General features: G+C 56.9%; 9 protein-coding genes. 8 read left to right on the forward strand and 1 reads right to left on the reverse strand.

The genetic code is table 11. The features are described 5' to 3' along the window. Window positions 1–154 precede the first annotated feature (154 nt). The 8 genes from def (at window position 155) to AC4IE8_RS11245 (ending at window position 7,748) form a co-directional block, all read left to right on the forward strand. The gene (def, locus tag AC4IE8_RS11210; RefSeq protein ID WP_068988888.1) at window positions 155–688 is read left to right on the forward strand and encodes a peptide deformylase; all 534 of its coding nucleotides are present in this window, start codon (window positions 155–157) and stop codon (window positions 686–688) included. 105 nt (window positions 689–793) lie between these two features. Continuing rightward, window positions 794–1,732 (forward strand): methionyl-tRNA formyltransferase, encoded by a 939-nt coding sequence (fmt, locus tag AC4IE8_RS11215; protein ID WP_068988891.1) that lies wholly within the window; start codon window positions 794–796, stop codon window positions 1,730–1,732. 23 nt (window positions 1,733–1,755) lie between these two features. Next, window positions 1,756–3,057: a 16S rRNA (cytosine(967)-C(5))-methyltransferase RsmB gene (gene rsmB, locus AC4IE8_RS11220; protein WP_490791033.1), complete on the forward strand. Its 1,302-nt coding sequence runs from the start codon at window positions 1,756–1,758 to the stop codon at window positions 3,055–3,057. Further along, complete coding sequence (locus AC4IE8_RS11225) at window positions 3,054–3,602, forward strand: DUF4390 domain-containing protein (RefSeq protein WP_490791034.1); 549 nt, start codon at window positions 3,054–3,056, stop codon at window positions 3,600–3,602. Before rsmB ends, AC4IE8_RS11225 begins: the two co-directional genes overlap by 4 nt. Further along, window positions 3,584–5,818: a sensor histidine kinase gene (locus AC4IE8_RS11230; protein ID WP_490791035.1), complete on the forward strand. Its 2,235-nt coding sequence runs from the start codon at window positions 3,584–3,586 to the stop codon at window positions 5,816–5,818. Before AC4IE8_RS11225 ends, AC4IE8_RS11230 begins: the two co-directional genes overlap by 19 nt. A gap of 188 nt (window positions 5,819–6,006) precedes the next feature. Next, a complete protein-coding gene (locus AC4IE8_RS11235) occupies window positions 6,007–7,377 on the forward strand; it encodes a sigma-54-dependent transcriptional regulator (RefSeq protein WP_068988898.1) in 1,371 nt (456 codons plus the stop codon). Between the two features lie 88 nt (window positions 7,378–7,465). Next, on the forward strand, window positions 7,466–7,591 hold the full coding sequence (locus AC4IE8_RS11240; RefSeq protein WP_490791036.1) for a hypothetical protein: 126 nt from the start codon (window positions 7,466–7,468) through the stop codon (window positions 7,589–7,591). After that, entirely contained in the window at window positions 7,578–7,748 is a 171-nt protein-coding gene (locus AC4IE8_RS11245; RefSeq protein WP_490791037.1) for a hypothetical protein, read from the forward strand. The genes AC4IE8_RS11240 and AC4IE8_RS11245 overlap by 14 nt, the downstream gene beginning before the upstream one ends. A gap of 215 nt (window positions 7,749–7,963) precedes the next feature. Here the strand turns inward: AC4IE8_RS11245 and AC4IE8_RS11250 are convergent. Beyond that, window positions 7,964–8,152: hypothetical protein (locus AC4IE8_RS11250; protein WP_490791038.1), on the reverse strand; the 189-nt coding region annotated here is incomplete at its 5' end.

An 8,152-nucleotide genomic window follows, 5' to 3' on the forward strand; every position in this document is an offset into this window, starting at 1 on the left:
TTGGTGAGGGTAGAGGCTGGGGAACTCCCCTGCTACTGCCGCTACTGTCTTCGTTTCAGTGGTTGAAACCCTATGGGACAGTACACCAGTTTCCAGTATGATCATTATGTTAGCGCAATTTCTTGCATTTGTACTATAGATTTTGGATAAACCAATGGCGATTCTCGACATACTTCATTTTCCCGATCCCAGGCTACGCAACAAAGCCAAACCAGTGGCTCAGGTCGACGACTCTATACGTCGGCTGGTTGACGATATGCTTGAGACAATGTATCAGGCACCTGGTATCGGATTGGCTGCGACCCAGGTCAATGTGGCAAAAAGGGTTGTGGTCATCGATCTCTCGGAAGAGAAGAACGAGCCCCTTTGCCTGATCAATCCCGAGATTATCGAGAAAGATGGGGTTGAACAGATGGAGGAGGGGTGCCTCTCGGTGCCCGGCATTTTCGAATCCGTGAGTCGGGCGGACCGGATCCGCTTCAAAGCCCTGGACCGGGACGGGATTCTGTTTGAAAAGGAAGCCGAAGGCTTGCTGGCTGTCTGTGTTCAGCATGAGCTGGATCACCTGGATGGTAAATTGTTTGTCGACTATCTCTCCAGTCTGAAACGTCAGCGTATCCGTAAAAAGCTGGAGAAGGAGAGCCGACAGCAGACCAGTTCCGTAGCAGGTGCTCGCGAAGTAATCTGAAGCCGACCCTGAAACAATCTTCATCGGTGATCCGGGATCTGTCTGAGACCCGCATCCCAAACTTGTTAAAAAACAACTGCTAAGGACCCTTTTGGAATCCATCCCATGGCTCAGCCTCTAAAAATAATCTTCGCCGGTACGCCGGATTTCGCCGCCTCGGCCCTACAGGCTCTGCTCACAACGGAGCATCGTGTTGTCGCGGTTTACACTCAACCGGACCGACCGGCGGGACGCGGCCGAAAGGTGCAGTTCAGTCCGGTCAAGCAACTCGCCGTGGCGCACAATCTTGAGGTCTTTCAGCCAAAGACCCTGAAGGATCCTGAAGCGCAGCAGATGCTGGAACAGCACCAGGCCGATCTGATGGTGGTGGTGGCCTATGGCCTGCTACTGCCCCAGGCAGTACTGGACATACCCAGGCTGGGCTGTATCAACATCCACGCTTCACTGCTGCCCCGCTGGCGGGGGGCGGCCCCCATCCAGCGCGCCATTCTGGCCGGTGATGAGACCTCTGGTGTGACCATCATGCAGATGGAGGCCGGACTGGATACCGGCCCCATGCTGAGTATTCGCAGCACACCGATCGATCCGGCCGAGACCGGTGGTTCGCTGCATGACCGACTGGCTGAATTGGGTTCAGAGGCGTTGATCGAGGTTCTGCCCGGGCTGAGTGAAGGCCGGATCGAAGCGGTACCCCAGGACGACTCCCTGGCAAACTATGCCAGCAAGCTCGATAAGGAGGAGGCCAAGATCGACTGGTCCCAGGCGGCTGTGCAGATCGATCGTCAGGTCCGCGCCTTCAGCCCCTGGCCAGTGGCTCACTGTCTGTATGGTGACAAGGTGATGAGGATCTGGAGCAGCGAGGTTGTCGGTGGTGACGGATCTGTAACCCCGGGGCAGGTGGTGGCAAGCGGAAGAGCGGGAATTGATGTGGCTACCGGGGAAGGAGTATTGCGTATCACCCAGTTGCAGATGCCCGGCAAACGGGCGATGGCGGCCGGTGACTTTCTCAATGCCCACACCATGGATGGTGTGGTGCTGACTTGATGGGGGGGCGCAAGCGACCGCCAATGACCAATCCCAGGTCGGCATCGGCCCGGGTGATTGAAGATGTGCTGAGCGGTCACTCCCTGTCTGAGTCGATTCCTAAACATAGTGCTGAAATTACTGATCCACGGGACGGTGGCTTGGTGCAGGAGATCGCCTATGGGGTGATGCGTAATTTCATGCAGCTCGACGCCTTGAGCCGACGTCTGCTCAGCAAACCCCTGAAGAGCCGGGACCGGGACGTGGCTGCACTGATCCTGATCGGGCTCTACCAACTTCTCTATCTGAGGGTGGCGGATCATGCCGCGGTGCATGAAACGGCCGGCGCAGCCAAGCCGCTGGGAAAAAAATGGGCAGTGGGACTGATCAATGGTGTTCTACGAAATTTTCAGCGTCAGCAGGAGAGTCTGCTGAAAGCGATCGCCGATCAACCGGAGGTGGCCTATGACATGCCCCTCTGGTTGCTGGACATACTGCGTGAACAGTGGCCGGACGAATGGCCATCGCGGGTTAGGGCACTGAACCAACGTCCACCGATGAGTCTGCGGGTCAATCTGGCTAAAGCAAGTTTGGCGGACTATCAGCAGAGACTGCAGGAGATGGGTATAGTCGCGGAGATCATACCCTACATCGAGTCAGGCCTGACGCTGCAGCAACCCATGGATGTCACCCGATTACCTGGATTTGAGCAGGGCTGGGTGTCGGTTCAGGACGGTGCTGCCCAGCTAGCAGCGGAGTTGCTGGACCCTCAACCCGGGGAGCATGTGCTGGATGCCTGTGCCGCACCGGGTGGCAAGAGTTGTCACATTCTGGAGCGGCAGCCAACAGTCCGTCTGACCGCCGTCGACCTCAGTGCCGAGCGGTTGCAGCGGGTGGAGGAGAATCTGACCCGGCTCGATCAGCAGGCAGAAGTCGTGGTGGGTGATGCGGCGCATCCTCAGGGGGATTGGGCAGAGCGGCAATATGATCGGATCCTACTGGATGTGCCCTGTTCAGCCACCGGTGTGATACGACGACACCCGGACATCAAGCAACTGCGCAGAGCATCGGATATCCCGGCGCTGGTGAAACTGCAGGGAGAGATTTTGAGCGCTGTCTGGCCCCTGTTGAAGGTGGGTGGCCGGATGCTCTATGTCACCTGTTCGATCCTGGCTGATGAGAATCATCGCCAATTGAGTCGTTTTCTTGCCGAACAGCCGGATGCCCAGGTTCTGTCGCTGGAGGTCGAGTGGGGAGAGGCCAGCGACCTGGGGCGGCAGATCCTGCCTGGCGTGGATGGTATGGATGGGTTTTTCTATGCAGCTTTGGTAAAACAGCCGCAATGAAACGCACAACTCTCCTACTGCTGATGCTGTTGATCGGGTTTACCGAGGCTCACGGCGCCAGTTTTTTGGTCAAGGAAGTGCAGATTAATAAAGTGGATAACGGCTATCGGCTGAATGCGCGCATCGACTATGCCTTGAGCGACAAGGCGCATCAGGCTTTGAGCAACGGTGTTCCGTTGACCCTGAAGGTGCAACTGGTGGTGGAAAAGGTCTGGCGCGGATTCTGGGAGCCCAGTCCGTTTCACAAGACCCTCTGGTTTCAGATTCGCTACCATGCCTTGACCGAACTCTATCGCGTGGTGGATATGCAGTCCGGTGATGAACAGAACTTTGTCACCCAGGAGGCGGCGCTCTATGCGCTAGGGGAGATCAATAATCTGCCGCTGGTGCGCCTGGTGCAGCTGATTCCCGGTGAGGCCTATCAGTTACGCTTGCGGGCCGATCTGGATATTGACTCCCTGCCGTTACCGCTGCAGCCATTGGCCTATCTTGGCGGTGGCTGGAAACTAACAACCGGATGGTCCCAATGGCCCCTTCAACCCTGAGTCGTTTACGTCTGGGCGGACTCTCAGTCGGCCTGCTGCTGATCCTGCTGCTGGTCAGCCTGCATCTGATGAGCAGCGCTGTGCAGAACTCCGCTGAGCTCAGTCGCTATTTCGTACCGCTGCTGATCTTCAACCTGGCCGGTATGTTTGTGCTGTTCGTGTTGATCACCTACAACTCGATCCGCTTGATACGCCAATATCTCAGGCACAGTGCAGGCTCCCGACTTACCCTGCGCATGGTGTTGATCTTCACTCTGATCGCGCTGACGCCGGTCGGTGTGGTCTACTACTACTCCTTCAGCTTTTTGCAGGGGGGTATCGACAGCTGGTTCGATGTGCAGATCGATCAGGCGATGGAGGATGCCCGGGAGCTGGGTCAGGCCTCCCTGGCGCTCAACCAGCGGGTCTGGCTGAAATATACCGAACAGCAGTTGCTGAGTATCGCCGATACCTCCGAGTCGGCCCTTTCACTGACTATTGCACGACTGCGTCAGCAGTCCGGCGCCCTGGAGTTGTCACTGAGTGATCCCGGTGGACAGATTATCGCCTACTCCAATGCAGTGGCAGACGAGCTGGCGCCCGCCAAACCGGACGACTACATCATGCAGCGCCTGCGCGAGGGTAACAGCTATGTGGGTCTGGCGCGGGACAAGGATGAACTGATGATCCGGGTGGCGGTGGCCGATCCGCTGGGCAGACCGTTGATCATTCAGGGGCTCTACCCGGCATCGGAACGGGTCAGTGTGCTCTCGGAGAAGTTGGAGCTGGCCTACAACCGCTACAAGGAGCTCTCCTTTTTGCGCCAGTCACTAAAACGGAATTTCTCCCTGACCCTCTCTCTGGTATTGATCTTCGCGGTACTCTCTGCGGTTTGGGCCGCCTTCTTCTCCGCCCGTCGACTGGTTGCGCCGATTGCCAACATCGCGGCCGGTACCAAGGCGGTTGCCGGCGGTGACTATGATCGTCAGCTGCCGGTTCCCCGGCGTGCCGATGAGCTGGCCTTTCTGGTCGCCTCCTTCAATGCCATGACCCGGCGAATCCGTCAGGCGCGGGATCAGGCGGATCGAAGTCAGCGTGAGGTGGAAGGTCAGCGGGCCTATCTCGAGACCGTGTTGGCGCGACTCTCTTCCGGGGTGCTGACCTTCGATGCGCAGCGTAAATTGCGTACCGCCAACCCGGCGGCAGGCAAGATACTCGGGGTCAACATGAATCAGGTGGCCGGGGAGCCGATCGGCAACCTGGGCTTGGATTCTCCCATCCTGAGACAGTTTGCCGATGGGCTCGAGGCACCCTTGGGTGAGATGGAAAACGAGTGGCGGGGAGAGTTGACCATGTTCGGTGGGGAGGGGCGTAAAGTGCTGATCTGCCGGACCACGCCGTTTGCTCAACCGAATGGCCGAATCGGCCACATTGTGCTGTTTGATGATGTCACCGCGCTGATCCGTGCTCAGCGCGATGCGGCCTGGGGTGAGGTGGCCAGACGTCTTGCCCATGAAATCAAAAATCCCCTGACCCCGATACAGCTGTCTGCCGAGCGATTGAGACATAAGTATCTCAAAAGTATGCCGGAGCAGGATGCCCAGGTCCTGGATCGGGCCACTCACACCATTGTGCAGCAGGTTGAAGCGATGAAGAGCATGGTGAATGACTTCTCGGAGTACGCCAAGCCGCCGCAGATGGCTGCCAAACCGGTAGAACTGGAGCACCTGGTTAGCGAGGTGTTTGATCTCTATCGGGGTAACCAGAAGATCAAGTTTGATGTGGAGATGAGTGCCGAGCAGGCTCGTGTGGAAGCCGATCCGTTGCGTATCAGGCAAGTGGTGCATAATCTGCTGAAGAATGCGGTTGAGGCACTTGAAGGTATCCCGGATGCTCAGGTGAGTCTGATCTCAAAAGTGGTGAAGCGGGATGAGCATCCCAACTATGAGTTGCGGGTACAGGATAATGGCCCTGGGATTCCCCAGGAGATCATGCAGCAGCTGTTCGAACCCTATGTTACAACCAAGCAGAAGGGTACCGGGCTGGGGTTGGCAATCGTCAAGAAGATTGTCGAGGAGCATGGCGGTATCATCTGGGCTGAGAATTGCGATAAGGGTGCCTGCCTGGTGATGCAGTTGCCAATGTTGGTGGCTGTTGACACAAATCCAATTAGCCCTGTTGCCCCTGAAAATGCGCCAATCAAGGCGCGAGGAGAGAAGTTTGGTAGTTCCAAATGAACGACGAGCAACGCGAAGTGACGCATTTTCAGGGGCAACCCGGAGGGCTGGGGCTATTTTCCCCCCAGCGGCGTTATCATTCGCTCATGTAGAACAACTACACGACGCTCATTCTGCCTTGCTGGGCGAAAAAAGAGTCCCAGCAGTGCCGATTGGATTCGTGTCAACAGGCCCTGGGAGAGTCAAGTATGAGTAAGGCCTACATCCTTGTGGTGGATGATGAGCCGGACATTCGCAATCTTGTCAAAGAGATTCTGCAGGATGAGTCCTATGAGGTTTCCATGGCGGAAGATGGCAAGAGTGCACGACAGGCTCTGCGGGAGCGTCGGCCGGAGTTGATCTTGCTCGATATCTGGATGCCGGATATGGATGGCATCACACTGCTCAAAGAGTGGGGTGAGGATGACGTGCTGCCCTGTCCGGTGATCATGATGTCCGGTCACGGCACGGTGGAGACGGCGGTGGAAGCGACCCGGCTCGGTGCCTATGACTTTCTTGAGAAGCCTCTCTCTCTGGCCAAGCTGCTACTCACTGTGGAGCGGGCGCTGGAGGCTGAGCAGCTCAAACAGGAGAACGTCGGGCTGCGCAAGCATGTCCATGCGGTACATGAACCGACCGGTAGAAGTACCGTGATGCAACGTCTCAGAGAGCAGGTGAAGCGTATCGCCCAGCACGATACCTGGGTGCTGGTGACCGGTGAGCCGGGCAGTGGCCGGGAGACCCTGGCCCGCTATCTGCACTCGCAAAGTCTGCGTCGTGACCGTCCCTTCGTAGAGGTCAATGTCAGTGCCATCGTCAAGGGCAATGCCGCCCAGGAGCTGTTCGGCAGCGAAGAGGATGGGCGGATCCACTACGGCAGGCTGGAGCAGGCCGTGGGCGGTACCCTGTTTCTCGATGAAGTGACGGACATGGATCTGGAGGCCCAGTCGCAGCTGGTAGGCGCTCTGGACACCGGACGCTTCATGCGGGTCGGTGGCAGCGAGCCGGTGAGTATCGATGTGCGTATCATCGCTGCCACTCAGCACAACCTGGAAGAGGCGGTGCAGGGCGGCACCTTCCGCGAGGATCTCTTCTATCATCTGAATGTCGTACCCCTGCATGTGCCGCCGCTGCGGGAGCATGCGGAGGATGTGCCGGAGCTGCTCAACTTCTACGTGGACTGGTATGTAACCCATGAGAAACTGCCCTACCGGCACTTCAACGTGGGCGCCCAGAACACCCTGCGCAACCACCCCTGGCATGGCAATGTGCGGGAGCTGAAAAACCTGGTGCAGCGGTTGTTGATCCTGGGTGCCGGCAGCGAGATCTCCCAGGAAGAGGTGGAGTCGTCGATGGGTGCACCGGAGCTGGGTGGCTCTCTGGTCGGTCCGGAATCCCCGGTCTCCCTGGATCAGCCTCTGCGTCAAGCCAGAGAGGAGTTCGAAAAGGTCTACCTGGAGTATCAACTCAAGCAGCACGAAGGCAATATCTCACGCATGGCGAAAGAGGTGGGCATGGAGCGGACACATCTCTATCGCAAGCTCAAGTCGTTGGAGATTGAGTTCAAGGATAAGCGCTGAAATCCCGATTCATACACAGGGGATGTGGGTACGCTGATTGCGTTCGATGGCCCCACTTAAATCGACGTGAATGGTGTCATTCTCAGTTATGCCTGGAATCTTGACGATGACGCCACCGGCTCTACAACCTTTCTCTGTGAACGATATCGACAACGTCACCATCGGACTGCTGGTCACCGGTGAGTTTAGGGTAACCGGTAGTGACATATGCTGACAGAGATAACACATCAATCGCGGGATATTCCAGTGTCGATAAGGATCAGTCGAGTTTCATCAACAACAGCTGGCTCGATGTTCACGGTGCCGGAGCCCAGTGCAGTGATCAGAAAGGTGGCGACTCCAGGGCCTATACCTATGTTACGGATGGCTAATGATTCGGTATCAGTCCCCAGGGGGGATGCTACCCGTATGTATAACTGTGTATGCCTGGCCAGGGATGCACTTCAAAGCGCCTTGTTGATAAACGAGATGTACTCCCGCGAACAAAAAACGCTCGATACATAGTGGAAAGTATCAGTGTAGTGAATAGCTTGGTCATATAGCTCCCCTCTCCCCTTGTGGGAGAGGGGGCGATAGCAGCGCTATCCTATCGTTCAGCAATCTGTAGTTGTTGTTGATGGGTAGGTGTGATTTGCACCGATACAGCAAAAACGCTTCGCGTACACCCTCTCCCCAACCCCTCTCCCGTTGTATAGACCGGTGTCAAGGGTAACAGGTGTTCGGAGACATAGGTAACACGTTGAAGATTCATCGATATGGATTCCTTAAGTCGATT

The organism is Candidatus Thiodiazotropha sp. AKAK2 (assembly GCF_058244685.1).